The 25,182-nt window shown below is 70.3% G+C and carries 27 protein-coding genes and 3 tRNA genes; 19 read left to right on the top strand and 11 right to left on the bottom strand.

Annotation, left to right across the window (positions count from 1 at the left end; genetic code table 11):
• Positions 1 to 2 precede the first annotated feature (2 nt).
• From QSK32_RS45755 to QSK32_RS24535, 5 genes are all read left to right on the top strand, one after another.
• Entirely contained in the window at positions 3 to 539 is a 537-nt protein-coding gene (locus tag QSK32_RS45755; protein ID WP_502872554.1) for a GNAT family N-acetyltransferase, read from the top strand.
• 296 nt (positions 540 to 835) lie between these two features.
• Positions 836 to 1,393 carry a helix-turn-helix domain-containing protein gene (locus QSK32_RS24550; RefSeq protein WP_045743015.1) on the top strand — a complete coding sequence of 186 codons (558 nt, stop codon included), beginning with the start codon at positions 836 to 838 and terminating at the stop codon, positions 1,391 to 1,393.
• Positions 1,390 to 1,818 (top strand): hypothetical protein, encoded by a 429-nt coding sequence (locus QSK32_RS24545; protein WP_045743014.1) that lies wholly within the window; start codon positions 1,390 to 1,392, stop codon positions 1,816 to 1,818. The genes QSK32_RS24550 and QSK32_RS24545 overlap by 4 nt, the downstream gene beginning before the upstream one ends.
• Positions 1,819 to 1,961: 143 nt before the next feature.
• Positions 1,962 to 2,744, top strand: coding sequence for a hypothetical protein (locus tag QSK32_RS24540; protein WP_157411068.1), 783 nt, complete (start codon positions 1,962 to 1,964; stop codon positions 2,742 to 2,744).
• 727 nt (positions 2,745 to 3,471) lie between these two features.
• On the top strand, positions 3,472 to 3,921 hold the full coding sequence (locus QSK32_RS24535) for a YdeI/OmpD-associated family protein (protein ID WP_285473303.1): 450 nt from the start codon (positions 3,472 to 3,474) through the stop codon (positions 3,919 to 3,921).
• Positions 3,922 to 4,358: 437 nt separating this feature from the next.
• Here QSK32_RS24535 and QSK32_RS24530 read toward each other — a convergent pair whose 3' ends face one another.
• Entirely contained in the window at positions 4,359 to 5,579 is a 1,221-nt protein-coding gene (locus QSK32_RS24530) for a hypothetical protein (protein ID WP_285473302.1), read from the bottom strand.
• Between the two features lie 201 nt (positions 5,580 to 5,780).
• Between QSK32_RS24530 and QSK32_RS24525 the strand changes: the two genes are divergently transcribed.
• The gene (locus QSK32_RS24525) at positions 5,781 to 7,544 is read left to right on the top strand and encodes an alpha/beta hydrolase (protein ID WP_045743010.1); all 1,764 of its coding nucleotides are present in this window, start codon (positions 5,781 to 5,783) and stop codon (positions 7,542 to 7,544) included.
• 141 nt (positions 7,545 to 7,685) lie between these two features.
• Here QSK32_RS24525 and QSK32_RS24520 read toward each other — a convergent pair whose 3' ends face one another.
• From QSK32_RS24520 to cbiE, 5 genes are all read right to left on the bottom strand, one after another.
• Positions 7,686 to 8,216, bottom strand: coding sequence for a hypothetical protein (locus tag QSK32_RS24520; RefSeq protein WP_285473301.1), 531 nt, complete (start codon positions 8,214 to 8,216; stop codon positions 7,686 to 7,688).
• A 47-nt stretch (positions 8,217 to 8,263) separates the two neighbouring features.
• The gene (locus tag QSK32_RS24515) at positions 8,264 to 8,881 is read right to left on the bottom strand and encodes a hypothetical protein (protein ID WP_285473300.1); all 618 of its coding nucleotides are present in this window, start codon (positions 8,879 to 8,881) and stop codon (positions 8,264 to 8,266) included.
• Between the two features lie 62 nt (positions 8,882 to 8,943).
• Positions 8,944 to 9,675 (bottom strand): cobalt-precorrin-6A reductase, encoded by a 732-nt coding sequence (locus QSK32_RS24510; RefSeq protein ID WP_045743007.1) that lies wholly within the window; start codon positions 9,673 to 9,675, stop codon positions 8,944 to 8,946.
• The gene (cobM, locus tag QSK32_RS24505; RefSeq protein WP_045743006.1) at positions 9,672 to 10,415 is read right to left on the bottom strand and encodes a precorrin-4 C(11)-methyltransferase; all 744 of its coding nucleotides are present in this window, start codon (positions 10,413 to 10,415) and stop codon (positions 9,672 to 9,674) included. Before cobM ends, QSK32_RS24510 begins: the two co-directional genes overlap by 4 nt.
• Positions 10,412 to 11,620 carry a precorrin-6y C5,15-methyltransferase (decarboxylating) subunit CbiE gene (cbiE, locus tag QSK32_RS24500; protein WP_285473299.1) on the bottom strand — a complete coding sequence of 403 codons (1,209 nt, stop codon included), beginning with the start codon at positions 11,618 to 11,620 and terminating at the stop codon, positions 10,412 to 10,414. The genes cobM and cbiE overlap by 4 nt, the downstream gene beginning before the upstream one ends.
• 167 nt (positions 11,621 to 11,787) lie before the next feature.
• On the opposite strand from cbiE, the gene QSK32_RS24495 reads away from it, so the two are divergent.
• The 3 genes from QSK32_RS24495 to QSK32_RS24485 are packed head-to-tail and all read left to right on the top strand — an operon-like array spanning position 11,788 to position 14,765.
• Positions 11,788 to 13,431 (top strand): ferredoxin reductase family protein, encoded by a 1,644-nt coding sequence (locus tag QSK32_RS24495; RefSeq protein ID WP_052720518.1) that lies wholly within the window; start codon positions 11,788 to 11,790, stop codon positions 13,429 to 13,431.
• Positions 13,432 to 13,470: 39 nt separating this feature from the next.
• Entirely contained in the window at positions 13,471 to 14,004 is a 534-nt protein-coding gene (locus QSK32_RS24490; RefSeq protein WP_045743004.1) for an FMN-binding protein, read from the top strand.
• Positions 14,005 to 14,036: 32 nt separating this feature from the next.
• Positions 14,037 to 14,765, top strand: a complete 729-nt coding sequence (locus QSK32_RS24485; RefSeq protein WP_045743103.1) for an FAD:protein FMN transferase — start codon at positions 14,037 to 14,039, stop codon at positions 14,763 to 14,765.
• Between the two features lie 2 nt (positions 14,766 to 14,767).
• Here QSK32_RS24485 and QSK32_RS24480 read toward each other — a convergent pair whose 3' ends face one another.
• Positions 14,768 to 15,943, bottom strand: coding sequence for a GNAT family N-acetyltransferase (locus tag QSK32_RS24480; protein WP_045743003.1), 1,176 nt, complete (start codon positions 15,941 to 15,943; stop codon positions 14,768 to 14,770).
• A gap of 106 nt (positions 15,944 to 16,049) precedes the next feature.
• Between QSK32_RS24480 and QSK32_RS24475 the strand changes: the two genes are divergently transcribed.
• The 5 genes from QSK32_RS24475 (at position 16,050) to QSK32_RS24455 (ending at position 17,203) form a co-directional block, all read left to right on the top strand.
• Positions 16,050 to 16,121, top strand: a tRNA-Gly gene (locus QSK32_RS24475).
• 38 nt (positions 16,122 to 16,159) lie between these two features.
• Positions 16,160 to 16,230: transfer RNA gene (locus tag QSK32_RS24470), tRNA-Cys, on the top strand.
• A 10-nt stretch (positions 16,231 to 16,240) separates the two neighbouring features.
• Positions 16,241 to 16,312, top strand: a tRNA-Val gene (locus tag QSK32_RS24465).
• A gap of 313 nt (positions 16,313 to 16,625) precedes the next feature.
• Positions 16,626 to 16,895, top strand: a complete 270-nt coding sequence (locus QSK32_RS24460; RefSeq protein ID WP_285473298.1) for a type II toxin-antitoxin system Phd/YefM family antitoxin — start codon at positions 16,626 to 16,628, stop codon at positions 16,893 to 16,895.
• A complete protein-coding gene (locus QSK32_RS24455; RefSeq protein ID WP_285473297.1) occupies positions 16,892 to 17,203 on the top strand; it encodes a Txe/YoeB family addiction module toxin in 312 nt (103 codons plus the stop codon). The genes QSK32_RS24460 and QSK32_RS24455 overlap by 4 nt, the downstream gene beginning before the upstream one ends.
• 101 nt (positions 17,204 to 17,304) lie before the next feature.
• Here the strand turns inward: QSK32_RS24455 and QSK32_RS24450 are convergent, their stop codons facing one another.
• On the bottom strand, positions 17,305 to 18,135 hold the full coding sequence (locus tag QSK32_RS24450; protein WP_285473296.1) for an enoyl-CoA hydratase/isomerase family protein: 831 nt from the start codon (positions 18,133 to 18,135) through the stop codon (positions 17,305 to 17,307).
• A gap of 73 nt (positions 18,136 to 18,208) precedes the next feature.
• On the opposite strand from QSK32_RS24450, the gene QSK32_RS24445 reads away from it, so the two are divergent.
• Both QSK32_RS24445 and QSK32_RS24440 read left to right on the top strand, forming a co-directional pair.
• A complete protein-coding gene (locus QSK32_RS24445; RefSeq protein ID WP_045746457.1) occupies positions 18,209 to 18,568 on the top strand; it encodes a MerR family transcriptional regulator in 360 nt (119 codons plus the stop codon).
• Between the two features lie 118 nt (positions 18,569 to 18,686).
• Positions 18,687 to 19,445, top strand: coding sequence for a group II truncated hemoglobin (locus QSK32_RS24440; protein WP_045746456.1), 759 nt, complete (start codon positions 18,687 to 18,689; stop codon positions 19,443 to 19,445).
• Here QSK32_RS24440 and QSK32_RS24435 read toward each other — a convergent pair.
• Positions 19,433 to 20,110 carry a response regulator transcription factor gene (locus QSK32_RS24435; RefSeq protein ID WP_045746455.1) on the bottom strand — a complete coding sequence of 226 codons (678 nt, stop codon included), beginning with the start codon at positions 20,108 to 20,110 and terminating at the stop codon, positions 19,433 to 19,435. The two genes, QSK32_RS24440 and QSK32_RS24435, sit on opposite strands and share 13 nt — an antisense overlap.
• A complete protein-coding gene (locus QSK32_RS24430) occupies positions 20,107 to 21,222 on the bottom strand; it encodes a sensor histidine kinase (RefSeq protein WP_285473295.1) in 1,116 nt (371 codons plus the stop codon). The genes QSK32_RS24435 and QSK32_RS24430 overlap by 4 nt, the downstream gene beginning before the upstream one ends.
• A 126-nt stretch (positions 21,223 to 21,348) precedes the next feature.
• Here QSK32_RS24430 and QSK32_RS24425 point away from each other — a divergent pair, with 126 nt between their 5' ends.
• The gene (locus tag QSK32_RS24425; protein WP_285473294.1) at positions 21,349 to 21,906 is read left to right on the top strand and encodes a hypothetical protein; all 558 of its coding nucleotides are present in this window, start codon (positions 21,349 to 21,351) and stop codon (positions 21,904 to 21,906) included.
• Here the strand turns inward: QSK32_RS24425 and QSK32_RS24420 are convergent.
• Positions 21,873 to 22,277, bottom strand: coding sequence for a winged helix-turn-helix transcriptional regulator (locus QSK32_RS24420; RefSeq protein WP_045746453.1), 405 nt, complete (start codon positions 22,275 to 22,277; stop codon positions 21,873 to 21,875). The genes QSK32_RS24425 and QSK32_RS24420 overlap by 34 nt on opposite strands.
• 107 nt (positions 22,278 to 22,384) lie before the next feature.
• On the opposite strand from QSK32_RS24420, the gene QSK32_RS24415 reads away from it, so the two are divergent.
• A complete protein-coding gene (locus QSK32_RS24415; protein WP_285473293.1) occupies positions 22,385 to 23,224 on the top strand; it encodes an NAD(P)H-binding protein in 840 nt (279 codons plus the stop codon).
• A 225-nt stretch (positions 23,225 to 23,449) separates the two neighbouring features.
• On the top strand, positions 23,450 to 24,460 hold the full coding sequence (locus tag QSK32_RS24410; protein ID WP_285473292.1) for an aminoglycoside phosphotransferase family protein: 1,011 nt from the start codon (positions 23,450 to 23,452) through the stop codon (positions 24,458 to 24,460).
• The last annotated feature ends 722 nt before the right edge of the window (positions 24,461 to 25,182 follow it).

Here is a 25,182-nt window from a genome sequence, read left to right as displayed (position 1 = left end):
CCATGCATCTGCTGTCGTCGTCGTTGCCCGGGCTCGGGGAACTCAGCATGATCCCGCTCGACCCGGCAGCCCACGGTGCGGTCGTGCACGCGTGGGTCACCAAGCCGCGGAACCGGTTCTGGGGGATGGGGTCGAACACTCTCGACGAGGTCCGCGACATCTACGAGTTCCTGGCGGGGCTGGACACGCATCACGCGTACCTGCTGCAACTGGACGACGAGCCGATCGGGATCTTCCAGACGTACGAGCCGGCCGAGGACCCGGTGGGCGCGTTCTACGAGGTACGGCCCGGCGACTTCGGCATGCACCTGCTGCTGGACGCGGGTGACCGGGTGCTGCCGCACGTGACCAGTGCGGTCTTCCCGGTCCTGATGGACTGGCTGTTCGCCGAACCGTCCCGCCTGCGGATCGTCGCCGAGCCTGACGTCCGCAACGAGCGCATGATCGGCCGTCTGCGGCGGGAGGGTTTCACCCTGGGGCCGGAGATCGACCTGGACCACAAACGGGCCCGGCTGACCTTCCTGGACCGTCCCTCCTGACCATCGCATTTTCGGTCAGCTTCGGCCCGGCCGATCGATCAGTGTGCACGTCGACTCGCACACCTTGTCCGTTTGACCGTGCTGGCGCCGCGACACGCTCGGCGCCAGCACGTTCTTTCTGTGTTCTGACGACACGCCTTCGGCGTTCTGGCGACACGCTTCTGTGTTCTGACGACACGCACGGTGCCTTGTCCGATTTTTGCGGACAAAAAGGGCAAGAATGATTGTTGCCGGCCGGTCGGGGCAGGCAAGCGGTGGCCGGGGTGCGACGGAGGTGGCCGACGGAGGTGGGATCTGTGGCGGAGAATGAGATCGCGCTGAGAAGCCCGGCGACGGAGAACGCACTGGTCGAACCCCGGGGTGGCCTGCTCGACCGATGGCGCTTCCCGCCGTCCGCCCGCGACTGCCGGGCCCGCGACGGACTGATCCAGGCCCTCGTCCGGGTGCGCCGGCGCCGCAAGATGACCCAGGACCGGGCCGCCGCCGCCCTCGCCCTCTCCCAGTCGGCAGTGTCCGAACTGGAGAACGGCGTGACCGACGCCCGGCTGTCCACCCTGCAGACCTACGCCCGGGTTCTCGGCTGCAGCCTCGAACTGATCCTCCGCGAAGGCTCCACCCAGCACTTCACCTCCTGGGAACACCGGACCCTGCCGTACAAGGCGAACTCCCGCACCGAGGTCCGCCGAGGCGACGCCGCAGCCTGGGGATTCCGCGTCGGCCCGGAGATCGTCACCCGGGCCGGGGTGCCCGTCCTGCTCCGCGCCGACCGCACCCGAGTCGACGACGTGCAGGTCGGCGTCGCCACCGACGACCGTTTCGTCCGCATGATGAGCGAGGCGGTAACCGCCGGGTGAGAGCGCGGCCCGACCTCCGCGAAGCCTCCGACCAGGTCCTCCGTCGAGCGTCCCTGGTCGACCTGCGACTCCGCAAACTCGACGCCGAACTCGTGCTCCCGATGGTCAGGCCGCCCCTCACGGTGCTGCTGGTCGACCTGCAGCGCGAGATGTCCCCGATCGCCGGGCACATGGTGTACGCCTGCTCGTACGAGCTGGAAGGCCAGGACGGCACCGGCCAGAAGTTCTTCAGCGTGAAGATCCGCCTGAACGCTGTGGTCGGCGTCCCCGACGATCCGCCGCTGACCCAGGGCCAGCTGAAAGCCTTCGGGGCGGTGGGACTGATCGAGATCGCCCACCCGTACATCCGCGAACTGGTCCATTCCCTGTCCGGCCGGATGGGTCTGCCCGCCCTGGTCGTCGAACTCGCTCCGCCCATCGCATGAGCACTTCCGGGGAATAGTCGGACGCCCACACTTCTGGTTTCCTTTGTAGGCCCGGAGACGGGGCCGGGCATCAACCGGCAGCCTTCATAGGGGAATCGATGTTCATCGAGTTTCGCGACCGAGCCAGGAGCGTCGGGGCGTGGGTGGGAATCGCCAGGAATCTGGGCTGGCTCGCCGTGGTGGTGGCCGGTGCGGTCTACGCGTCGGTCAATTACGCCATCTCCGACGGTCCGATACCCACATTGGTCTCGTACGCGTCGACCGGCCTGCTCACCTTCGGCGGCGGTCTTCTGGCCGGAACGCTGGCCATGCGAGCCTGGATAGGAAAGCCCGCCGAGTATTCCTGGGAGAGTGCCGAGTACGTCTACGAGTTCGACCCGCACGACGTCCTCAAACAGCAGCAGACCGTGAAGGTGACGATCCGGGCCAACAAGAACAAGGTCGAGAGGTTCCGGAACCGTTATATCTGGAGTGGGACGGGAGAGAATCCGCCGCCCAGGGTGCTGGGCGGTCACACGCTGGTCCCGGAGATCTCCCGTCCGGGACTCAGCGCATGGGATCTTCCGTGGCGCTACTACTACATCGTTCTCGACCGCCCGCTGAACAAGGGCGCGACGGCGGATCTGGAGATCCTGCAGGATCTGCACGACGTCGACCGGACCTTCCGGCCCACGCTGGCGAAGACCGTCACGGATCCGCTCGGCACCCTGAAGCTGCGGGTGATCTTCCCGCCGGGCATCCGGCCGGCCGAGGTGCGGGCCGTCGAATGGTCCTGGTCGAAGAGCAGCGACGGCGCATGGGACATCTCGGCGGAGAAGGCGATCCGGGTCGACTCGGTGACCGGTGAGGCGGTCTACGCCATTGAGAAGCCGCGGGTGGGCGCGCGATACGAACTCATCTGGAACGACGAGAAGTACCCGAGGTGACGCGACGGCAGGTACCCAAGGTGACGAAGTGGTCGCTCAGGGAAGCGGCCTCTCCCCCGAATTAATGTAAATGGTGGCGTCTCGCTGCATTTTCCTGCCGGTTCAACTAGGCTCGCCCAGTGAATTCCTCAGGGAGAAGTGCGCCCGGCGAGAGGTTGGAAATGGATAACTGAGCGAATGTTCTTCGGTGTGCTTCGTCCGGCCGAGAGGTGGTTCGATCATGCGATGCGAAGACGAATCCAGGAAGCGCCGCGATGCCGGATTCCGGGCCGTCCGCCCGGGCCGCCGGATGAAAAAGGCGGTGGATTCTCGGCCTGCACCGAGAGCCCACCGCCTTTTGCCTGCGCCAGTTCTGATGATCCATCTGCTAGTTCTCCACCACTTACTCCCTAGTAGCCGAGACGCTGGGGGATGCGTTACCGGAACCACGGGTCGACTCCGGCCCCGACAGTATCGCGCGGTGACAATTTTCACCAACCCTTATTCCCTCATCGGCTGAGCCGGTATCCGCCCCGGAAGTTGTTTGAACGTGGTAACATAGCGCTCGCTTGACCTGCCTCTTCGGTGATCATTCAGGTCGGTCGGCGGTGGGCCGGCAGTATCGTGTGCATTTATTTTTCTCCACGATATGCAGTGGTGGCAATGGTGTCGCCCGTCCCGTTCCTCCGGTCGGCCATTCCGGTTGCGAGCACCCTCCGTGCAGTGGTCGGTACTCTAGGGTGGCGGCATGGAGTTTCGGGGAGAGCTGGAACGGACCGGGGGCTCCACGACCGGGTTCCGGGTGGCCGATGATCTGGTGACCGGGCTGGGCGGCGGCGGCCGTCCCAAAGTGGTCGTGACAGTCAACGGGTTCGAGTTCCGGTCGTCGATCGCGAAGATGGGCGGGGAGTACTGGCTGGGCGTCAGCGCCGACCGTCGGAAAGCCGCCGGCATCGAGGGCGGCCAGATCTACGACGTGACCGTCGCGCTGGACGAGGCCCCGCGGACTGTCGAAGTGCCGGACGACCTGAAAGCGGCGCTTGACGCGGAACCTGAGGTGCGCGCCTTCTGGGACACCGTCTCGTTCAGCAACCAGCGCTGGCACGCCGACCAGTTGACGTCGGCGAAGACCGCCGAGACCCGGGCCCGCCGCCTGGCGAAATCCTTGGACCTCCTGCGCGCCGGCAAACCCCGCTGACAGACCGGTTCCTCAACGTTGTCGGGATCGTCAATGGCGTCAGGTTCTTCAGCGTGAGGTCAGGCACGGTGACCCGCACTCAGCGGCGCCCGACCGCGAAGTCCGGGACGTCACCGTAAGGGCACTCCCTCGTCTTGGGGCTCATCCAAGAAGCACCCAGCGCGCCTCCCTTACGACCCGCGCCGCCCGCCGCGTCATCCAGCACCGATCTTGGTGCGCTGACCACCGCCGACGGTGGTCAGCGCACCAAGATCGGCGTGTCCGGGGGGCTATCGGTGAATGGGGCGTCGGGGGAGGGAAACCAGTGGGGAAGCGCCTCGGTAGGTGGCTGTCGCGCCACGATCGGTACAGCGCGGGGCGAAGGGGTGGCTGGGCGGGCGGGTGCGGGAGTGCTTTGAGGCGTACACCAGGGAAGGCGGGAGAAAGGCGCCCGCGCCTCACGACGTGGGTTTGTAGGCGACCTCGGGATCCAGCAGCGGTGCCCAGTCGGGGCGCCACGACAGGTGGCGGGCGTCCATCTCGTCCTGCAGGTTGGTGCGCCACGGGCCGGAGACGCCGTCGTCGTGCCACCACGGGGGCCAGGAGTCGTAGCGGCGTTCCACCTGGACGCCGGTGGGGCCGGTTTCGACGCGGAGGAAGAGCCAGCGGCCGTAGCGCGGGTCGGATTCGGCGCGGCGCAGGTTCCGGACCAGTTCGGTCATGCGGCGGAACGCGGTGAACCGTTCTTCGCCGGGGTGGTCGGCGGGTGGGGCGTCGCCGGGTTGCGTGCTGAAACTGGTGGCGTCGGCGTAGGCGAGCAGGGTGTACCGGCCGTCCTTGCCGGGGGAGCGCTCTCGGAGCCAGGCGAGCAGGGCGTCCAGTTCGGCGGTGGTGGGTGGGGACGGACGGCGGAGTTCGGTGGCGTCGTGCATGGCGGACCAGACGAGACGGTCGTGTTCGCCGTTGCTGAGCCGGCGGACGCGGCGCATCGGGGGCCGGCTGCCGGGTGCGATGCGGGGTGCCCGGCTGCCGGGGGTGAGGCCGCCGGAGGCCGCCACCTGCAAGGCGCCCGAGATGTTCAGTTTCAAGGAGTACGCGTCATCGGACGACGTGAGCGTCAGATGGTCGAGCAGATCCTGCAGGTGTACGGCGGCGATCTCGGTCCGGACCGCGGCGTGCAGCAGACGCTCGCCCGCCGCCCGCACCTCGTCGCGCCGGTCCGCTTCGAGCAGGTCACGGCGGTCGGTCACCACCCCGGCCAGGGCGGCCGCCGTCGCGTCCCCGGTGAGCAGCGTGCCGAGCAGCGCCGTCATCCCGTCCTGCAGGCCGTCGCGGTAGCGGACCCGGGACCACCGGCCGCTCTCGTGCCAGATCATGAAGCCCAGGTGGAGCGGGGTCAGCTCGTCCCAGGGCAGCCAGTCCGGTGCGCCGGTGAGCAGGTCGAGCGGCGGATCGGTCCGGGCGGTGGCGCTGTGCTCACGATGATGGCCGTAGAGCACGGCCCGCCGCCCGTCGAGCAGGGCGAACCGGGCCCAGCCTCCGGACGGGTCGTCGAGGCGGGCGCCGCGGTCGTCGATCGACCACACGCCGGTGTGGCCGATCGCGGTCAGCGTGGCGCTCAGCGTCGCCCAGCGGGTCCAGAGCAGTCCGGGCGCGGGCAGGTCCACGTCGGTCAGCATCCGTCCACTGTGCCAAAGAACGCGAGGAACTTGTCACCCCCCTGGTGTGTCTCCCGCAACCCTTCGGGGGACCCGTTCGGGTGATCCTGACGCGGGGAAAGGGCCGTGACCTGCGGAGGGGTGTCGCGTCGCACATCGGCAGTCCGGGTGGGGTGCATCGGCCTCCTACGATGCGGGCGTCTCGAGAAAAGGGGGAACTGCATGCCACTCCCACGCCCGCGCTTATTGATCGCCGGGGTTGCCGGTGTCGCCCTCGCGGTGAGCGCGTCCGTCCCGGCATCCGCGTTCGGTCCGGCCGCTGCTGAGGCGAAGGCCACCGCCGCGGCGAAACCCGCCACCACGAGCAAGGCCGAGAAGAAGCGCCTGGACACGCTGCCCACGCCGAAGCTGGGCTGGTACAAGTGCTACGAGATCGCCGAGTGCGCCACCGTGAAGGTGCCGCTCGACTACGACAAACCCAAGGGCGCCAAGACCGAGATCGCGGTGCTGCGGGTCAAGGCGAAGAACCAGAAGACGAAGATCGGCAGTCTGTTCCTCAACCCGGGCGGCCCGGGTGGTTCGGCCACCGACTTCGCCCTGTACGCGCCGTACTTCCTGAGCGACTCGGTGCTGGAGCGTTTCGACATCGTCGGTGTCGACCCCCGTGGCATCGGGGCGAGCGCCAACATCAAGTGCTTCAGGTCGGTCAAGGACCAGACCGCGGTCCTCAGCGGCATGAACGTGGCCTTCCCTCTCGGCAAGACCGAGGAGGCGAAGTACGTCAAGTCGGCGAAGGCGTTCGGCAAGGCGTGCTCGACCACCGGCAAGACCCTCGCCGGTGCCATGTCGACGGCCGAGGTGGCCCGGGACATGGAGCTGATGCGCCGCGCGGTCGGCGACAAGAAGCTGTCCTACCTGGGCTTCAGCTACGGCACCGCGCTGGGGCAGTACTACGCGAACATGTTCCCGGACCGGTTCCGCGCGATCGCGGTGGACGGCAACATCGACCCGCGGCAGTGGACCGGGGCCGGCGGCACCGGCAGCAAGATCCTGGACGCCCGGATGCGGTCCGCGGACGGGGCGTGGGCGGCGCTGAAGGAGATCTTCAAGCGGTGTGACGCGGCCGGCGAGGAGTACTGCGCGTTCGCCGCGGGCGACCCGGCGAAGAACTTCGAGGCGATCGCGAAGAGCCTGCGGGCCAAGCCCCTGGTGATCACCGACGAGACGGGCACCGCGAAGATCACCTATGCCGACTTCATCGGCGCCTCACTGAGCTACCTCTATTCGCCGTACGCGGGTGAGAACGTCATGCAACTCGCGGCGGACCTGAAGGCGCTCATCGACGGCGGTGCGACCGCGGCCGTGGCGAAGAAGTCGGTGCTGCAGCGGGTTCAGACCGCCAAGTCGATCGGGTACGACTTCCCGTACGACAACAGTTTCGAGGCGCAGGCCTCGGTGATCTGCACGGACGGCACGCACCCGAAGAACGCGTCGAGCTGGCCGGCCGCCACGGCGACCCGTGACCTGACCGCCAAGTACTTCGGCCGCCCGTGGGGCTGGTTGAGTGCCCAGTGCGCGAGCTCCACGTGGACCGTCCGGGACGAGGACGCGTACAAGGGGCCGTTCAACAAGCAGACCGCCGCACCGGTGCTGCTCATCGGCAACTACTGGGACCCGGCGACGAACTACGCCGCGTCCGTGTCGTCGAGCAGGCTGGTGCCGAACTCGCGGCTGTTGTCCAGCGACAACTGGGGGCACACCGCGTACGGGACGGGCGTCTGCGCGACGAGCGCGATCGACCAGTACCTGCTGGGCGGGAAGCTGCCGGCGAAGGGCACCGTCTGCAAGGCGGAGCACCAGCCGTTCACCGAGAAGCTGACGGTTCCGGAGGACCCGTCGGTGCTGTCGTCGTCCGCGGTGGGTGGCAAGAAGCTGCCGCCGGTCGTGGCGCCGAAGCCGGTCTCGGTTCTCACCGGTGGCCGTTAGGAACCGGTGACACACAGGGTTGCCGGGCCGGTGTTCGTGGGCGGTCCGGCAACCCGCGGCGTCACACAGTGCCTGCTCGGTAAGGGATGGCTGGGCCACGCCGCAACCCAGCCATCCCTTACCGAGCAGGCACTGACCGAGTCACGGATGCGGGACCTGCTGGGCGGCGGCGAGCCAGTCCAGTGCGTACTCCAGATCGGCCGCCGCGGAACGACGGCGATAGACGTCGTCGTTGCGGGCGCTCCCCGCGCAGGCGTCGAGCCGTTCCCGCAGCACCGGATGGAACGTCGCCTCGTCGACCAGAGCCGCACCGGGGTACGCCTGCCGAGCCCGCCGCCGGCGTACCAGGTGCAGGATCGCCAGGCAGGCGGCCCCGGCCCACAGTCCGGCCACCGCCACCACACCCGTCGTCACTGGACGCAGCGGCACGCCGGCCACCCCGGCTAGCACCGTGACCAGTATGAACCCGCCCGCCCCGGCCGCGACCGCCCACGGGTCGACGGGAATCGGGGTGGCCCGGTAACGCCGGGCGGCGGTGGACGTCTCGGCCCGGGCCTGCCCGAGCCGTGCGAACGTGACCCGGTCCGGCCGGTCCGCCGTCCAGTCCCGGACCTGCGCGTCGACCACCGCGGCGTCGAGCTCACGGATGATTCCGCGCAGTCGTCTCCGCACGGACACCCCGTCGTCCGGAGTCCGTGCCGGATCGGCAGATCGTCTTGTCACGGCCACCCGTTCGCGAGGTCGTCGAGATGGCGTTCCAGGCAGTCGATCGCCTGGCAGAGCAGCAGGTCGGCGTGGGCCAGCCGGCGGATCACCGGGTCCGCGCGGGCGGCGTGCCGCAACTCCGCGACACTCCAGTGCCCGGAGCCCGCCTGCCGTAGTGTCGCCGACACCAGCCGTCCCCGGGCCCGGATCAGGCTCTCCGGCACGTCGTGGAGCAGGACGGCCGGTGACTTGTCCGGCAGCCCGCCCAGCCGCCGCCGGCCCAGCGCGCGGACGGCCCGGCGCCACACCCAGGGCGTCGCCGCCGCGAGCACGAGCAGCGCCACGCCCGCGGCCAGCAGCGTCCCGGCGATCCCCAGACCCGCCAGCCCGGCCAGGGCGACGGCCGTGGCCACCGTCGCGAAGCAGGCCACCGTCGCGACCGGCAGCCGGATCCACGCCTGCGGCACGCCGGCCGCCTCCACCAGGACCTCGTCGAGCAGGGCCAGCCGCGCGCACGCCGACCGGATCCAGAACCGCCCAGGGTCGCTGGTCGCACCGGTGACCTCGGCGAGTCCGTCCGCGACCAGGGCACGGACCGCACTCAGCTCGGCATGCAGCGCCCGGACCGCCATGGAACGAGCCTGCCATCGATCAGCCCCGGCGGAACTGTCGGTTTTCCGCACCCCCGGTGGGGTCAGGCGACCGATCGTTGTCTGATCGCCGCGACGGCCTCCTCCGGCGTGGCAAGCACCGGCACGTCCGGGAGCCGGGGGCGGTCCACCACGATCACCGGCAGACCCAGGTCGCGGGCCGCGACCAGTTTGGCGTCCGAGCCGCCGCTGTCCTTGGTGATCAGCACGTCGATGCGGTGGCCGCGCATCAGCTCCCGTTCGCCGGCGGCGGTGAACGGTCCCCGGTCCAGCAGCACCGTCATCCGACGCGGCGCCGGCGGGTCCGGCGGCTCCACCGAACGGGCCAGGAACCAGCAGTCGTCCACCGCGGCGAAGGCGGCCAGGCCCTGTCGGCCGGTGGTCAGGAAGACGCGCCGGCCGAGCCGGGGGAGCGCGGCGGCGGCTGCGGTGAGCGACGCGACGCGGTGCCACTCGTCGCCCGGCGCGGCGCTCCAGCCCTCCCTGCGCACGATCATGAGGGGTACGCCGGAAGCACCCGTCGCCGCCACCGCGTTCGCCGTGATCCGTTCCGCGAACGGATGGGTCACGTCCACGACCAGGGCGATCCGCTCGTCGTGCAGGTAGCCGGCCAGCCCGTCCGCCCCGCCGAACCCGCCGATCCGCACCGCGCCCGCGGGTAGCAGCGGATCCCGGGTCCGGCCGGCCAGCGAGCTGATCACCGTGTGCCCGTCCGCGACCAGCAGACCGGCCAGCCGCCGTGCCTCGGTGGTCCCGCCGAGCAGCAGGATCCTCACGGCCGGCAGCGGTCGGTGGAGTACAGGTGGCTGTCCGGGAACTGTCCCGCGGTCAGTGCCGCGCCGACCACGATCACCGCGGTCCGCTTGATCCCGGCCTCTTTCACCCGGGCGGCGATGTCGGCCAGGGTGCCGCGCACGATCAGCTCGTCCGGACGGCTGGCCCGGGCCACCACCGCGACCGGGCAGTCCGTGCCGTAGTTGCCGACCAGGTCGGCGACCACCGCGTCGATCCGCTGCACGGCCAGGTGCAGCACCATGGTGGCCCGGCTCGCCCCGAGGGTGGCCAGGTCCTCGCCGGGCGGCATCGCGGTGGCGCGCTCCGCGGTCCGGGTCAGGATCACCGTCTGCGCCACCTCGGGCACGGTGAACTCACGGTTCAGCGCGGCGGCCGCGGCGGCGAACGCCGGAACCCCGGGGGTCACGTCGTACGGCACGCCGGCCGTGTCGAGCCGGCGCATCTGCTCGGCGACCGCGCTGAACACCGACGGGTCACCGGAGTGCAGACGGGCGACGTCGTGGCCGGCCCGGTGTGCGGCGACCATCTCGGCGACGATCTCGTCCAGGTTCAGGTTCGCGGTGTCGACCTTGCGGGCGCCGGGCGGGCAGGCGTCGAGGAGCTCGGCCGGGACCAGGCTGCCGGCGTACAGGCAGACCGGCGCGGCGGCGATCAGCCGGTGGCCGCGCAGGGTGATGAGATCGGCGGCGCCGGGACCGGCGCCGATGAAGTGAACGGTCATCGTGGCACCACCGACCAGATCGTGACGGGCATGAACGAACGCCAGCCGGTGAAGCCGCCGACCGGCGAGCCGCGCTGCACGGTGAGCCGGGTCAGCTCACCGCCGAGCCGGGCGTAACCGGCGGCGACCGCGGCCTCGGACTCGACCGTCACCGCGTTGACCACCAGCCGGCCGCCCGGGCGCAACGCCGCCAGGCAGCTGTCCAGGACGCCGTCGCGGGTCAGTCCGCCACCGATGAAGATCGTGTCGGGGGTGGGCAGGCCGTCCAGCGCGTCCGGGGCGCGGCCGTGCACCACGCGCAGGCCGGGCACCCCGAGCGCGGCGGCGTTCGCGGTGATCGTGGCGGCCCGGTCGGCCGACGACTCCACGGCGACCGCGCGGCAGGACGGGTGCGCCCGCATCCACTCGATGCCGATGCTTCCCGAACCGGCGCCGACGTCCCAGAGCAGCGCACCGGGGGAGGGGGTGAGGGCGGCCAGCGTGACCGCCCGGACCTCCCGCTTGGTGAGTTGGCCGTCTCCGGCGTACGCGTCATCGGGAAGACCGGCCACCCACGAGGCCGGCGGCCCGTCGCCGCACTCCACCGCGATCACGTTGAGCGGATCGCCGGGTGGGAGCACCCACGTGCCGGCCGTGCCGGTGACGACCCGTTCGGCCGGACCGCCCAGCTGTTCCAGAACGGTCATCGCCGACGAGCCGAAACCCCGGTCGGCGAGCAGCCCGGCGACCGCCTCCGGGGTGTGCGCGCCGGCCGAGAGCACCAGGATCCGGCGGCCCGGACTGAGGACCCGGCCGAGGGCGGCGACCGGTGCGGTGACCAAGCTCACCACGTCGGCGGTGGCAAGATCCCAGCCCAGACGGGCTGCCGCCAGCGACACCGACGAGGGGTGCGGCAGTACGCGCAGACGGTCCGGGCCGATCAGCCGGGAGAGAGTGGCGCCGATCCCGTGGAACATCGGGTCACCGCTGGCGAGCACGCAGATCCGCTGCCCGCGTTCCGCCTCCAGGAGTCCGGGCAGTGCCGGGACCAGCGGAGACGGCCAGGCGACGCGGCGCGCGCTCACCTGCTGCGGCACGAGATCCAATTGACGGGGGCCACCGAACAGCACCTCGGCGCCGGTGAGGGCGCTTCGAGCCGTACCCGAGAGATCCGGCCACCCGCCGGCACCGATGCCGATCACCGTGACCACATCTTCCACACGCACCCGGTGAACCTATCCCCCTCCCACACTCGGAGATTTTCCGGTCGGCATTGAGCCAACCCGGCGTGAGGCGCGTACCCATCCCTGACGGCCCACCGCTGACCGGGTGCTGTCACGTCGGCCGCAGGGGTGGCAGACGCCGTGAGACGACTGCCGAGCGGGTGAGGACGATGGCGATACCGACGTACCAGGATCGGCGCGGGCTGCCCGACGACGACGACGGTTACTTCTCCGACCTGCGGGCGCCCGCCGCCGACTTCCGGCCGGAGAACAACCGCCCGCCCGCCTCCTGGGACGACTACCGGGACCGGGACGACTACCGGGACCGGGACTACGGGCAGCAGCAGTACGCCCCCGCGCCGCAGTACGGGAACCAGCCGGAGTACGTCGGCGACCCCTACCGGCGCGGCGACATCGTCCTCGAGTCGGAGACCTCGGCGACCGGCTGGAAGGTCGGCACCGGCGTCCCGATCCCGGAGGAGCAACGGCCGCCGGGCGAGGCCAGCAGCGGCAACCGGCTCTTCACCGTGTTGCTGTTCCTCTCCGGTCTCGGGACCAGCATCGCGCTCTGGCTGTTCAACACCCAGGCCGGCGCGGTCAAGGACACGTACACGACGATGCTCGCGGCCGGCCGGATCACCGGTCTGGTCGCCGGCTACGTGCTCTTCATCCAGGTGCTGATGATGAGCCGGGTCTCCTGGCTCGAGGAGTGGGTCGGCTCCCGCGACCTGCTGCGCTGGCATCGCTGGCTGGGCACCTCACTGGTGCTCGCGCTCGTCGGTCACATCGTCTTCATCGTGTACGCGTACTCGATCCCGGCCGGCACCGGCGTGGTCGAGCAGGGCTGGACCGTGATCACCACGTTCCCGGACATGATGAGCGCGACCGTCGCGACCGGCCTGATCGGGCTGATCGCCCTGATCTCGATCCGTTTCGTGCGCAACATCCTGCCGTACGAGCTGTGGCACCTGATCCACCTGACCAGCTACGGCGCGCTGCTCCTCGGGTACGCCCACCAGATCACCCTGGGCGCCGACATGAGCGGCCGGTTCGCCTCGGTGTTCTGGCCCGCGCTCGGCTGCCTCACCATCTCCGCATTCGTCTGGGGCCGGGTCGTCGAGCCGTTCTGGCTCAACACGCGGCACCGGTTCAGCGTCGCCGAGGTGGTCGGTGAGGGCGCCAACACGTTCTCCATCTACATCGAGGGCAAGCGCCTCGAGAAGCTGCCCGCCCAGGCCGGCCAGTTCATGCGCTGGCGGTTCCTGACCGCCAACGGCTGGTGGCAGTCGCACCCGTTCTCGCTGTCCGCGGCGCCGAACGCCAAGTGGCTGCGGCTCACCGTCACGGTGGCCGGCGGGCACACCCGCAAGCTCGCCTCGATGCGCCCCGGCACCCCGGTCTGGGCCGAGGGACCGTTCGGCACGTTCACCGCCGACCGGCGTACCCGGCGGCGGGCCCTGCTCATCGCCGGCGGCAGCGGCATCGCCCCGATCCGGGCGCTGCTCGAGGACATGCCGGCCGACACGATCGTCATCTACCGCGCCCGCCGCCCCGAGGAACTGGTCTTCCGCACCGAGCTGGAGGACCTGGCCGAGGAGCGGGACGCCTGGGTGCGGTACATCGTCGGCGGCCGCAACGATCCCGGCCCGCGCCGGCTGTTCACCCCGGAAGGCCTGCGCGGCCTGGTGCCGGACGTGAACCGCCGCGACGTGTATCTCTGCGGCCCGCCCGGACTGGTCAACGCCGCGGTCGACACGATCAAGCAGCTCAAGGTGCCGGACAGCCAGATCCACCTCGACCCGTTCGAGTTCTGAGCCCGTTTTCTCGTTCCCTAGGACTTGGGAGTTCTCGCGATGCGACGTAGTACCGCAGCAGCCGTCGGCACCCTCACCGGCGCGGCCCTGATCCTCGGGGTCCGCCTGAGCGTGACCCCGCCGGACGCGCCGGTGGCGACAGCGCCGGTCGCGCAGGAGCAGGAAGAGGTCGCCGAGGAGCCGGAGGCCGGCGGCACCGCCGAACCCACCGAGGGCGCCTCGAAGGGAGCCTCGAAGGGCGCCGACAAGGACGACGACAAGAAGGACGACGAGAAGGCCGAGGAAGAGGAGACCGGGCTCAAGGCCGGCACCTACAAGGGCAAGGCCGTACAGAACCAGTACGGCACGGTCCAGGTGACGATCAAGGTCAGCGGCGGCAAGATCACGGCGGCGAACGCGACAGCGCCCACCGACGGCTTCAGCGGCACGATCAACCCGAACGCGGTCAAGACCCTCGCCGCGGCGACCCTGAAATCGCAGAGCGCCGAGGTCGACGCGGTCTCCGGCGCCACCTTCACCAGCCAGTCGTACGTCGCATCCCTGCAGGCCGCACTGGACAAGGCCGGGGCGTAGGGTCTCGGTTCGTGCGCCACGTCGAACAGGTGATGGGAACGGTCGTCAGCATCGAACTCGCCGACGACCTGCCGGCCCCGCGACAGCAGGAGCTCATCGACGCCACCTGCACCTGGCTCCACGAGGTCGACGCGCGGTTCAGCACGTACAAGGACGACAGCGAGGTGTGCCGGTTCCGCGACGGCACCCTGCGACTCGAGGACGCCTCGGCGGACCTGCGGCTCGTCCTGGACCGGTGCGCAGACCTGTGGCGAGACACGGACGGCTACTTCGACGCGTACGCGGGCGGCCGGCTCGACCCGTCCGGCTACGTCAAAGGCTGGTCCGTCGAAGTGGCCTCGCAACGTCTCACCGCCGCCGGATCCACCCGGCACTACATCGGTGCCGGCGGCGACATCCGGATGCGCGGCACGGGCCCCACCGGCGGCCCCTGGCGGGTCGGCGTCCGCCACCCGTGGGAGGCCGACAAACTGAGCTGGGTCCTCGGCGTGACCGACGGGGCGGTGGCGACGTCGGGCACCTACGAGCGCGGCGCCCACGTGTTCGACCCGCGTACCGGCAAGGCCGCGAGCGGCCTGCGGTCGGTCACCGTCGTCGGACCGGATCTGGCACTCGCCGACGCGTACGCGACAGCGGCGCTCGCAATGGGCGAAGCCGGCCTGACCTGGCTCGCCAAGAAGACCGACGAGGGGTACGAATCGGCGGCCGTGACCGACGACGGCCGGGCGTTCACCTCCGCCGGTCTCCCGATCCTCTCCTAGCACTAGAAGTTCGCGCACACCCACGGCAACTGCCGGGGGAACAACGTGCGCAACGCGTCGAAGGCGTCCACCGGGACGGAGCCCAGCCCGCGGGTCACCACGTCCACCGGGTCCAGGACGCCGTAGACGAGACCACTGAGGCCGGCGGCGGTGAGCGTGGCCGACGGCTCCGCGGTGCCCTTGGCGACCGTGAGAGCCCCACCCGCGCCGCTCAACGACCAGACGCCGCCGATCAGCTCGTCGTCCACCACCTCGACCGTCACGTCCGCCTCGCCGGCGGGCAACCCGGCCAGCGCGGGCAGACTCGACACCCGGGCCATCGGCGCCCGGTGCAGCGGACTGGACACCCGGGACTCGATCGTCGCCGTCAGGTCGGTGGCCCACAACTCCGGCGCCTCCGCCGGATCGACCCGCAGCGTGATCCGCTCGACCTGGTCGACGTGCCGGGCCAGGAATCCGAGCAGCAGCGCCCGGCCCAGCGGACCGGTGGTCAACAGGTCCTCACCGGTGAGTTCCCCGCCGAAACCGTCGATCCGGTACCGCAGCACGCCGACGACCTCCCCGCCGGAACGGGCCACCGCCACCCACACCGGGTCCCCGCGCCACTCCTCGAAACGGGTCTCGTCGTAGACGGCGAAACCGTGCCGCCGGGAGGCCACGAGGGCGGTCGTCTGCGCGTACACATCAAAGGCCTCGCGGTTGGGCAGGAGCTGGACCGACGCCCCCGGCACCTCGACACGGCCCAGGCCCGCCGGGTCGAGCGAGACCAGCCGGCGCTGCGGCAACCCGACGAACCCGAACCGGGCGTAGAAACTCGGCCGGAACGGGTAGAGGCAGCTCACCGTCCTGCCCTCGTCGTTCCCCTGACGCAGCAGCCGGTTCACCAGATCCCGCGCGAACCCCCGCCGGCGCGCCTCCGGATGCACCGCCACCGACGCGATCGCCTGCATGTCGTGCAGCACGCCCCGCACGTTCTGCCGCATCGGCATGCCCGCCGCGCAGGCCAGCGCCCGCCCGTCCTCCTCGGCCACCAGACTCGTCGTCGTCGTGAAGTACCTGACCCTCGCCTGCTGGGCGACGACGTCGGCAGGACTGCCCGGCGAACCTTCGAAGGCGTATCCCTGCAGCGGAAACATGGTCGACGGGCGCTCGTCGGCGCTGATCTGCCGGATCTCCATCCGCCCATCCTGCCTGTCGCCGACACGCCAGGGGACCCCGGTTTGATGTGGGTGGACGGGACAGGCTAATGTTTTGTCCGTCGCCGGGGAACACGCCGGATGGCATGCGGACGTGGCGCAGTGGTAGCGCATCACCTTGCCAAGGTGAGGGTCGCGGGTTCGAATCCCGTCGTCCGCTCGGAGAGGCTGTTGCTTGCGATTTGCATCGGCCTGCTCGGTGGAGTGGCCGAGAGGCGAGGCAACGGCCTGCAAAGCCGTGTACACGGGTTCAAATCCCGTCTCCACCTCGCAGTTTGAGGGCGATTGGCGCAGCGGGAGCGCGCTTCCTTGACACGGAAGAGGTCACTGGTTCGATCCCAGTATCGCCCACGAGTATTTGCATCCGAACCGCCTGTCAGATCTGACGGGCGGTTCTTCTGTTACTCGGGTCGACGAGTCCTCTGATCCTGGCCGGCCGGCTGACCTGCCCCACTCGCCTCTGGCCGGCCTACCTGGGCAAACTTGAATCGATTGTCGGCAGTTCAAGAACCGTCTCGGTCAACGGCGCGTTGAGCTGCGAGTGTGCGGTGAGGCACGTAGGCCGTCATCGTGGCTGTTGTCGCCGGCGTTGCCTGTGATCGTCGCCTTCTAGGGTTTGATCTCCAGGGCGTTGTGCGATATGACGTACAACGCTGGAGGGGTCATGAAGGTCATCACTGCTTCGGACTTGCGGGCGAACCTCGCGAACGAGTTCGACGCCATCGAGAACGACGCCGAAGATCTTGTAGTTACCCGCAGTGGGCACGAGCCGCTGGTCATCATGCTGAAGAGCGACTATGACGCGTGGCGCGAAACTGAGTACCTGTCCCGGGGCGCCAACGGCCGCGAGTTGCGCCGTCGGCGGGCGGAGATGGAAGCCGGTGGGCTGGTCCAGCATGAGCTGATCGAACAGGACGCGGAGGGCTCTGCTTGAAGCTCGTCTGGCACCCGGATGCGTGGGACGAGTACGTGGGCCGGCAGTCGGGTGATCGCAAGACCCTTAAGCGGATCAATGCTTTCATCAAGGACATTCAGCGAGGTGAAGACGGCGGCATCGGCAAGCCGGAACTCCTCAAGGGCGACCTCTCAGGCTGGGCATCGCGGCGCATCACCGAAGAGCACCGGTTCGTGTACCGCGTACTGGACGCCCGGGACCAGTTGGGGCGACAAGCCGAGCCGGCCTTCGACTCCACCATCCTCGGACCGCCGGAGGCCGTCGAATGGTTCTTGAAGCTCATGTGACCGGACCTGTGACGAGGCTGCCCCGGCCACATGGCACGACGCCCCGGAGCTCCCATCGATCGATGGGAGCTCTTTCGCTGTCCGGCTCCGCGACGGGGCGGTCAGCCGTGGAGGATCTGCTCGAGCCGCTTCTCGCCCTCACGGGTCTGGTAGCCGACCTTGAGCAGGTCCACCGTCCGCTGGGCGGCCTCGGCGGTGAACAACTCGCCGAGCTTCTGGTTCTCCACCACCAGGCCGTCCTCGTAGGATCCGGTGAGGGCGGCGTCGACCGCGGTGCGTACCGCCTGGATGACCGCGGCGGGCAGGCCGGCGATGTGGTGGGCGAGGACGTCGACGAAGTCGTCCAGTTCGTCGGCGGGCAGGGCCCGGTTGACCAGCCCGTAACGTTCGGCCAGTTCGGCGTCGACCAGCGGGGCGCCGAGCAGCAGTTCCAGTGCGCGGGCGCGGCCGGTGAGCCGGGTCAGATACTGCGTGCCCCCGCCGCCGGGCAGAATGCCGAGCAGCACCTCGGGCTGGGCCACCCGGGCGCGGCCGATCGCGGCGAAGCGCAGGTCGAGTGCCATCAACAGTTCGTGACCGCCGCCGCGGGCGAAACCGGCGATCTTGCCGATGGTGATCTGCGGCAGGGCGCGCAGCTTCTCGTGCAGGGCCTGCATCGGGTTCAACGGGCCCTCGAGACCCTCGGCGAGAGCGGCGAAGCTCTCCGGGCGGTCGACGAAGTGGGCGTCGCCGTGCGCGATGAAGAACTCCGGGTCGGCGCTCTCGAACACGATCACCTTGACGGTCCCGTCGTCGCGTACACCGTCGGCGAACGCATTCAGATCCGTGATCAGTGCGGTGTCGAGCAGGTTGAGGGGCGGGTTGTCGATGGTGACGGTGGCGACGCCGGCGTCGACGGCGACGTGCAGGGCTGTGAACTGCGGGTTTGTCATGCGGGCTACGCTAGATCTTGACATCCATGTCAGATTCAAGGGTCTGTGGCGCAGCCCACCGGAGGAGGTTCCCGTGCGGATCGGCGAGCTCAGCGAACGTACCGGGGTCAGCACGAGGTCGCTGCGCTACTACGAGCAGCAGGGACTGCTGTCCAGTGAGCGCAGCTCCGGTGGGCACCGCAACTACACCGAGCGCGAGGTCGACCGGGTCAACTACCTGCAGGGGCTCTACACGGCCGGGCTGAACAGCCAGGTCATCCTCGAGGTGCTGCCCTGCCTGGAGACCCCCAGCGACGAGACGAGCGATGCCGCCTTCGAGCGCCTGGTCGAGGTACGCGACAAGCTCCGCACCGACATCGCGGGACTGACCCGGACGCTGCAGTCGCTCGACGAGCTGATCACTTTCAACCGGGCGCGCCGGGCCGGGGAGTGAACGGCGTTGCGGCCACGGGCGTCGTGGCCGCCCCGGTTCAAGGCGCTCGTCGCGAGAGCCACCCCGTCGGGAATCAGCCTGCTCCTCATCACGAGCGGCACGCACCTAGTGTTGAGGCATGACGGTCGAGTACATCCGGTATGAGATCCCCGGCGACACGACGGCCTTCGAGGACGCCTACCGGCGAGCGGCCCGGTTCCTCGCGCAGGCGCCGCAGTGTGTCGACTTCGAGTTGAGCCGCTGCACCGAGGAACCGTCCGCCTACCTGCTGCGCATCGTGTGGACCTCGCCGGAGGACCACCTCAAGGGATTCCGGACCGGTGATCTGTTCCCCGGTTTCCTCGCCGAGATCGGGCCCCACGTCGGGGCGATCAAGGAGATGCGCCACTACGAGCCGACCGTGGTCCGCGGCTCCGGCGGGGCCGTCCCGACCCTCTACGACTGGGCCGGCGGCGCCGACGCGTTCGAGCGACTGACCAGCCGCTTCTACGAGAAGGTCGGCGCCGACGACGTGATCGGCCCACTGTTCGCGCACATGGATCCGGGCCATCCGCGCTACGTGGCGATGTGGTTGTCCGAAGTGTTCGGTGGCCCGTCGCGGTACACCGACGAGCGCGGCGGATACGCCCACATGCTCGGCCAGCACCTGGGCCGGGCCATCACCGAGCCGCAACGGCGCCGCTGGGTGAGCCTGCTGATGGACGCGGCCGACGAGGTCGGCTTGCCGGACGACCCGGAGTTCCGGGCCGCGTTCGCCGGCTACATCGAGTGGGGGACCCGGCTGGCCCGGGCCAACTCCCAGCCGGGCGCGACGCCACCCGGTCAAGCGCCGGTCCCGCACTGGGGCTGGGGTGTCGCGCCGCCCTACCAGGGCTGATCCGACGGCGGGCCGAGGCCGGCCCGGAAGGCGTACGAGACCAGCTGGGCCCGGTCCCGAGCACCGATCTTGGTCATCGCCCGCACCACGTGGGTCTTGACGGTGAACGGCGACACGACCATCCGCCCGGCGATCTCCTCGTTGCTCAGGCCCCGGGCCACCAGGACGACCATCTCCCGTTCCCGGGGCGTCAGGACGTCGAAGCGGCGCAGCAGAACCTTGTCGATCACCGGTGGAGGGTTGTCCGCCATGTGGCCGATCAGTGCGGCTGTCGCGTTCGCCGACAGGGTGCCACCGCCGCCCGCCACCTCGGTGATCCCGGCGACGAGTTCGGCCGGGCTGACGGTCTTGCCCAGGAAACCGTTGGCGCCGGCACGGAGGGCGGCCAGCACGACGTCGTCCTGGTCGAAGGTGGTGAGCACGATGATCCGAACCTTCTCGGCCGGGTGTTCGGCCCGGATCCGGCGGGTCGCCTCCACACCGTCGATGCCGGGCATCCGGATGTCCATCAGGACCAGGTCGACCGGGTGTTCCCGGAGGAAGGGGGCGACCTGCAGTCCGTCGGACAGTTCACCCACCACGGTCAGGGCCGGGTCGGCCCGGAGCATCGACCGGATACCGGCCCGGATGTCGTCCTGGTCGTCGACGATCACGATCCGCGTCATCCGAGGGCCTCGCCCACCGGGCCGAACTCCGCGTCGACCCGGAAGCGTCCCTGACCGTCGTCGATGGTCAGGCGCCCGTGGGAGGATTCGACCCGTTCCCGCATCCCCACCAGTCCGAGTCCGCCGCCCGTACCGGGTGCACGGCTCGCGCGGGCGGTGCGGTTCTCGACGGTCACGCGGAGTCTCCGGTCCTGTTCGCGTACCCGCACGGTGGCCTCTCCCTCGCCGTGCCGGTACGCGTTCGTCAGCGCCTCCTGCACCACCCGGAAGACGGTCACGCCGAGGCTGGGTTCGACAGCCCCGGCCGGGACCGCGATGTCCGGCCGCACCTCCAGGCCGATGCTCGCGAACGAGGCGAACAGCCCTTCCAGGCCGTCGATCGACGGCGGGGGCCGGAGATCCGGGGTGTCGTCGCCCCGTCGCAGCAGCGCCAGGATCCGCTGCGTCTCGGCGATCACCGTACGGGCGTTGGACCGGGCCGCGACGAGGGCGTTGCGGGACGCCTCGGCGTCGTCCGGCAGCCCGATCTCGGCGATCCCGAGGTTCATGCTCAGCATCGCCACCTGGTGACCGATCACGTCGTGCAGATCGCGGGCGATGCGCAGGCGTTCCTCGACCACCCCGCGGGCGGCCCGTTCCTCGAGCATCCACCACCGGTCCCGGTGGATGCGCAGCGCGGCTCCGCTGGCCCCTCCGGCGATCGCCGAGAAGAGGGCGGCGACCCCGACGACCGGCCCGCCCCGGAAACCTCCCACCGTCATGAACGCCCCGAGGAGGAAGGCCGCCACCAGCGTCGTCGCGACCGGCGCCGGCAGTCCGCGGAAGGTGACCGAGAACAGGACGAACACCGCCGTCATCCACACCGCCAGCGGGTCGTTGCCGACCGCGGTGACGGCGAAGGACGCCGCGCTCGTGACGGCCAGACCGGTCCACGGCAGTCGCCAGGACACGGCGGTCCCGGCGCCGGCCAGCAGCACCGCCAGGACGACGCGTCCGTCCGACCCGCGCAGCACGGTGGCCGCGATCTGCCCGGTGAAGGAGAGCCCGGCCGCCGTGTAGGCGAACAGGTGCACCAGTTCCGGGCGGCGGATCCACAGCGGGGTGGCGATCATGCCCTGATTCTCGGGCACCGGAACTCGGCCCGAGTACTTCGTTCGAAGTACGTGGCCGGGTCCGGCCGATCGCAGACTCCTTCCTCGTACCGTCCGCATCGCCGTTGTTCGAGAAAGGACCCCGCCGTGCTCTACCTGGTCCGTGCCGTCCTGGCCCTGCTCTGGGCCGGGTCGCTGGCCGTCGCCCTGTCGCCGGCCGGCGATCTCACCGCCGCATCCGACCTGCCGGGGCCCGCCGTGGTCCTGCTGGTCCTCTATCCGCTCCTCGACGTCGCCGCCTCGCTGCTGGACGCCCGTACCCAGAGGGCCCTCGGGAATCCGGGGAACGTCCGGGCGCAGCTGGTCAACGCGGTGATCAGCACTGGCACAGCGGTCGCGGTGGCGCTGGGCGCCGGCGGCGGACCCGCCCCGGTGCTGCGGATCTTCGGCGTCTGGGCCGTCCTCACCGGGGCGATCCAGTCGGCCCTCGCGATCAACCGGCTGCGGCGGGGAATGCGCGGACAGTGGCCGATGATCATCAGCGGTGGCCTGTCCAGCGTCATCGGTCTCACCTTCGTCAAGCAGGCGGCCGCGAGCGAGCTGTCCCTCACCGGCCTGGCCGGGTACGCCGTCGGCGGTGCCATCCTCTACCTGCTCTCCGCCGCCCGGTCCTACCGCGCGCGACCGGTGTCGGTCGACGCCTGACGGGCGGGTGCCGGCCGCGCGTCGTAGCTTTCGCGGGCCCGCTCCACCTCGGGAAGGTTGGCGTCGGCCCAGGTGGCCAGCTGGGCGAAGAGCGGACCGAGGCCGGCGCCCAGCGCGGTGATCTCGTACTCGACGCGGGGCGGCACCTCGGCGTGGTAGGTGCGCGCCACCAGCCCGTCGCGTTCCAGCTGGCGGAGCCGCTGGGTGAGCACCTTGGGCGTGATGCTGGTCAGGCGGCGCTCCAACTCGACGAAACGCTGCCGGCCATGGTGGTGCAGCGACCAGAGGATCGGCGTCGTCCAGCGGCTGAAGACCATGTCGACGACCGGTGTGACCGGGCACGCGGTCTGCGGATCCGCCGTCTGCTCCATGTGTCCTCCGTCACGAACCCATTACTATCCTCTAGGTACCTACTATCCCGACGTTACTAGCGTCTCCTCGAACCGCGCGAACGCCGCGGTCGAAACGGAGGCACGACATGATCGTCGTGACAGGCGCCACCGGAAACGTCGGACAGGCACTCCTGCCGCTCCTCGCCACGCCGGGCGCCACGGTGACGGCGGTGTCCCGGGGGCAGCGCCCCATCTCCACACCCGATGGGGTACGCCACGAGCACGCCGACCTCGAACAGCCGGAGACCCTGCGCCCGGCGCTCGACGGCGCGGAGGCGTTGTTCCTGCTCGTGGCGGGGGCCGGGGCACACCTCGACATGCCGGAGATCCTGCGGGTCGCCGTGGACTCCGGCGTGAAGAGGATCGTGCTGCAGTCCTCCCAGGCCGTCGCGACACGACCGGAGGCGCCGTCGCACGCGCCCCTGCACACCATCGAGGAGAACGTCCGCCGGTCCGGTCTCGGCTGGACGATCCTGCGCCCGGGCGGCTTCGCCTCCAACACCTTCGCCTGGGCCGAACCGATCAGGGCCGGCCGTTCGGTGAGCGCGCCGTTCGGTGACGTCGGGCTGCCGGTGATCGATCCGGCGGACATCGCCGAGGTGGCCGCCGTCGTCCTCCGGGACCGCGGGCACGACGGTCACACGTACGAGCTGACCGGCCCGGCCCTGAGCACGCCCCGCGACCGGGCCGCCGACCTCGCCGCGGCGCTCGGCGAACCGATCGGCTTCACCGAGCAGACACCCGGCGAAGCCCGCGAGCAGATGCTCCGCTTCATGCCGCCGCCGGTGGTCGACGGCACGCTGGCGATCCTCGGCACGCCGACCCCACGTGAACAGCGGATCAGCCCCGACGTGGCGACGGTCCTGGGCCGGCCGCCGCGGCCGTTCGCCGCCTGGGCCGCGCGTCACGTGGACGCCTTCCGCTGATCCGCGAGACACGTCTCGTCGTCGGGGCCCGCGTGGTGACATCAGGCGCGTGGCGCGTTTGTTTTCAACACGCTCCACATCGGGCGTGGTGACTTTGGGTGCGTGGCGCGCCCGTATTCACCACGCCCACCACGGGTGTGGTGAATACGGGCGGCCAGCGCGCCTGAAGTCACCATGCGGATGGGCTTCTCACCCTGATTGCGGAACGTGTCTAGTGTGGCTGGTGTGTCCGGACCCGCAGCCTCCGCTGGGGAGATCGACGCAGCCCTGGTCCAGGCATTGATTCAAGAGCAGTTTCCGGAGTACGCGGAAATGCCCGTCACGTGGGGCGCCAGCGGCTGGGACAACCAACTGTGGCGACTCGGGGACGAGCTCGCGGTGCGGCTGCCGTTCGCAACCGCGGCGGCGGACGCGCTGCTGCGCAAGGAACACCGGTGGGTGCCGCAGTTGGCCGGGCGGCTGCCGTTGCCGGTGCCCGTGCCACAACGTCTCGGCGAGCCGACCGCGGCGTTTCCCCGAACCTGGCTGGTCACCACCTGGGTTCCCGGCGCGCCGGCCGACCGGGAACCGGTCACCGGCGCGCGAGCCGCGGAGTCCGCCGCGTCGTTGGGCGCCTTCCTGACCGCTCTTCATCAGCCGGCGCCCGCTGCGGCGCCGGTGGCGCAGGGCCGGGGCGGGGTGCTCGCCGACGGGGCCGAGGGGTTCACCCGGATGCTCGCGTCAGCGGTCGAACTCGGTCTGGTCGACGACCCGGACGCGGTCGACGCGATCTGGCGGGACGCGGCCGCCGCGCCGGTCTGGGACGGCCCGCCCACCTGGATCCATGTCGACCTGCATCCGGCCAACGTCCTGACCTGCGAGGGTACGCTCTGCGGCGTCATCGACTTCGGTGATCTCTGCGCCGGCGATCCGGCGTGCGACCTCGCGGCGGCGTGGATCCTGTTGCCGGAGGAGGCGTTCGACCTGTTCCACGCGGCGTACCGGCCGGCCCTGCCCGCGGCGAACCGGACTGGTCGGCCCGGCTCGGACGTGGCGGGTCGGCCCGGTCCGGACGTGGCGGGTCGGCCCGGTCCGGACGCGGCGATGTTGCGGAGGGCCCGGGGCTGGGCCGTCGGCAAGGCATTGGCCGGCATGATGATCGGCGACGCGGGTGTGCATGGACGGCCCGGTGGCAAGCCGACCTGGGGTCCACCCGGTCACGCCGCTCTTCGGCGCCTCATCACCACCGCCCACTGATCGCCGCCAGCCGCCAGCCGCCAGCCGACGGCGGTGGCGGTGGCGGTCGCATCAGGGCAGCTCAGCCGTTTGTCGCAGGGTTGGGTCACATCCAAGGTCAACTTGAGCTGGGTGGCATGGTGCGACTGTCGGCCGTCGACCACGGTTGTTTTCGGCTCGCGAACGGACCGTGGCCGACGGCCGAGGCGGTCGAGCCGTCGGCGGCGGCTGTTCGGGAGGGTGGGAATCAGCCGTCGGCGACGGCTCGGGGTCACTCGGCCGTCGCCCGCGGTTGTTTTCGGCTCGCGGATGGACCGTGGGCGACGGCCCAGGTGGGCGACGGCCGGGAGTGGGCGACGGCCGGGGGTGGCCGGAACGCCAATCGGCCTCTTTCGATCTTGGCGACGGCCCCGGGGTCGTCGCGAGCGGCCGCCCCGGGAAGGCCGCGAGCGGCTGAACAGCGCCGACGCACGAGGCGCCTGGACATGTTTCGTCATCAGGGTCCGCGTGGTGAGTTCAGCCGCCCATCCCGCCCGTATTCACCACACCGCCACGGGTGTGGTGATTACGGGCGTCCAGCGCGCCCGTATTCACCACACGACCACGGGTGTGGTGATTTCAGGCGTCCAGCGCGCCCGTATTCACCACACGACCACGGGTGTGGTGATTTCAGGCGTCCAGCGCGCCCGTATTCACCACACGACCACGGGTGTGGTGACTTCGGGCGTCCAGCGCGCCCGAAG

This window comes from Actinoplanes sp. NBRC 101535, from assembly GCF_030269225.1.
Lineage (GTDB): Bacteria > Actinomycetota > Actinomycetes > Mycobacteriales > Micromonosporaceae > Actinoplanes > Actinoplanes rectilineatus.
Note: the sequence above shows the minus strand (reverse complement) of the source record. Positions and strands in the feature narration are given on the sequence as shown.